This is a genomic window from Methylacidimicrobium cyclopophantes (genome assembly GCF_902143385.2).
Classification (GTDB): Bacteria; Verrucomicrobiota; Verrucomicrobiia; order Methylacidiphilales; family Methylacidiphilaceae; genus Methylacidimicrobium; species Methylacidimicrobium cyclopophantes.
Genome location: NZ_CABFUZ020000026.1, coordinates 1 through 2,783 on the forward strand (window position 1 = coordinate 1; position 2,783 = coordinate 2,783).

The following is a 2,783-nucleotide window of genomic DNA, read 5'->3' on the forward strand; positions in this document are numbered from 1 at the left end:
CCGCCACGGCGGCGGCTTCCTCCATTTCAACCCCTTCTCCGGCGGCTCGCACCCAGGAAGAAAGCCCGACTCCCGCGGAGCGACCCGCCCCGCGAGGGCGGCGCCGGCCGCGCCGGAGCGGAGGATCCGACGGGCAACGCCGAGAAGCGGTTGCGGGCGAATTGATGGATCGGGTCGTCTATGTCAACCGATGCGCCAAGGTTGTCAAAGGCGGCCGGCGATACAGCTTCGGTGCCCTGGTGGTCGTCGGCGACCGGCAGGGAAAGGTCGGCGTCGGCTTCGGGAAGGCGAACGAGGTAGCCGACGCGGTCAAGAAGGCGACCGAAAGCGCGCGGAAGCGGATGGATCCGGTCGTGTTGCGAGGACAGACGATTCCCCACGAATCGATCGGAGAGTTCGACGGGGGGAGAGTTCTTCTCAAACCCGCCTCGCCGGGAACGGGCCTCATCGCAGGGCTGACCGTTCGCGCCGTTCTTGAGGCGGCCGGCATCAAGGACGTTTTGACAAAATCATTTGGTTCGAGCAACCCATACAACGTCGCCAAGGCGACCCTGTTCGCTCTCCGGCAGCTCCGGTCCCCCGACGAGGTTCTCCACTTGCGGGGAAAGAACAAAAACAGGAGCGGCAGCGAAAAGCCGCAAGGGCAGGCGATCGAAGTCCAAGCATAGGAGTCTCAATGAGATTGCACGATTTACACCCGCGACCGGGGGCTCGCCATAGGAAGAAGCGGCTCGGTTGCGGAGAGAGCTCTGGTCACGGAAAGACCAGCGGGAAAGGCAACAAGGGGCAGAAGGCGCGCTCTGGAGGGAGCATCCGCATCGGCTTCGAAGGGGGGCAGATGCCTCTCATTCGGCGAATTCCCCGCAGAGGATTCAACAACGCGAGCTTCGCGACGGTCTACGCGCCGGTCAATCTCCGAGCCGTGGAAAAGATTTCCGGCGACCGCATCGACGAGCAGGGGATGCGGGCGGCGGGGATCGTCAAAGGCCATTGGGACGGAGTCAAGCTGTTGGCCGAAGGGGAGATCAGCCGGGCGGTCACGTTCGTTGTCCATGCCGCTAGCTCCGCCGCGCGGGCGAAGGTCGAAGCCGCCGGAGGGAAGATCGAAATTGTCTCCTAGATTCTCTCATCGGCGGGAGAAGGGGACGCCTATCGGCCGGAAGAACCGCCGACTCGGGCCTCCCAAAAAGAGTTTCCGCTTCGGACCAATCCCCGAAGGAGAAGACGATGGTTTCTGCCTTTGTTAATTGCTTCAAGATCCCCGAGCTTCGCCAAAGGATCCTCTTTACCCTTGCGGTGATAGTCGTCGTCCGCCTGGGCTCGGCGGTACCCTGTCCCGGCGTCAACCCGAACGTGCTGAGCGAGTACTTTCGGACGGTGATCGATCAGCAGTCGCAGGGGTCTGTGGTCGGGATGCTCAATCTGTTCAGCGGAGGGGCGCTCGAAAATTGCGCCCTCTTTTCGCTGAGCGTCATGCCCTACATCAGTGCGAGCATCATGATTCAACTGCTGACGACCGTCGTTCCCAGCCTCGGCAAGCTCGCCCGAGAGGAAGGGGGAAGGGAAAAGCTGACGCAGTATGCTCGCGTTCTCACGGGACTGCTCTGCCTTTTCCAGGGGTATTTGCTCGCTGTCGGCTTCGAAAATCCGGAAAGCATCCCGCTTCTCCACGGGATCACCTCTGTGATCGAACGCTTGGGTGTGCCGCTGGTACCCGACCCGGGATGGGCCTTTCGACTGATGACCGTGCTCAGCTTGACATCGGGAACGATGCTCCTCATGTGGCTGGGGGAACAGATCACCGACAAGGGAATCGGCAACGGGGTCTCCTTGATCATCACGATTGGGATCCTGGCCCGTCTCCCCGCGGCTCTTTTGCAGGGATGGTCGAAGCTCGTTTCCCCCTCGAGCATCTCGGCGTCCAGCCCCTTGCTCGTTGCCCTTCTTCTGGTCTTTCTTTTCGGCGTCGTCGCGGCCACCGTCGCCATGACGCAAGGGGTGCGCAAGATCGTCGTCCATTATGCGAAGCAGGTGCGCGGCAACAAGGTCTATGGAGGACAGAGCACCTTTTTGCCGCTCAAAGTCAATTATGCGGGAGTGATGCCCCTCATCTTCGCTCAGGCAATTCTTCTCTTCCCCTCGACGATCATCGGCTTCCTCTTCCCCAACTCGCCCGCAGCGGCACGCTTTGCTACCTCTCTTTCCGCCGGCGGCCTCTATTACGGGATCACCGTACTCTTGGTCTTCTTCTTCTCCTACTTTTGGGTGGCGACGCAGTTCAACCCGGTTCAGATCGCTGACGACCTCAAGAAGCACGGTGGCTTCATTCCGGGGATTCGCCCGGGGCAGCCTACGGCCGAATTCCTCGATTTTTCGATGACCCGATTGACCTTGGCGGGCGCGGCATTCCTCTCCGCCTTGGCAGTTCTCCCGATGCTCGTGCAGAGCCTGCTTGGGATCCCAGCCATCACCGCACAATTCTTTGGAGGGACGAGCCTCCTGATCGTCGTCGGAGTCGTCCTCGACACGATGCGCCAAACCGAAACCTATCTCCTCCAACGTCGCTACGACGGCTTTTTGAAGCGGGGGAAGATCCGTGGGCGCTCTACCTTCGGTCCCGCCGGTCGAACCGGCCCCGTCCAGGAAGGAACCCTCGTTTGGCTTTATGCCCTGATCGGGCTTTTGGTGATTGCGGGAGTGACGATCTCGCTCGCCAAGCACTGAACCATCGCGGCGTCTCGGAGACGACCCGTCCATGCGACGGAGTCGCCTCCGGCCGCCCC

The 2,783-nt window shown here is 61.5% G+C and carries 3 protein-coding genes; all 3 read left to right on the top strand.

Annotation, left to right across the window (positions count from 1 at the left end; genetic code table 11):
* Nucleotides 1-668 (top strand): 30S ribosomal protein S5 (gene rpsE, locus FN369_RS00770; protein ID WP_374728749.1); only part of this gene is annotated, 668 nt, incomplete at its 5' end.
* A gap of 8 nt (nucleotides 669-676) precedes the next feature.
* The gene (gene rplO, locus FN369_RS00775; RefSeq protein WP_142524316.1) at nucleotides 677-1,120 is read left to right on the top strand and encodes a 50S ribosomal protein L15; all 444 of its coding nucleotides are present in this window, start codon (nucleotides 677-679) and stop codon (nucleotides 1,118-1,120) included.
* A gap of 107 nt (nucleotides 1,121-1,227) precedes the next feature.
* Entirely contained in the window at nucleotides 1,228-2,724 is a 1,497-nt protein-coding gene (gene secY, locus FN369_RS00780) for a preprotein translocase subunit SecY (protein ID WP_142524317.1), read from the top strand.
* The last annotated feature ends 59 nt before the right edge of the window (nucleotides 2,725-2,783 follow it).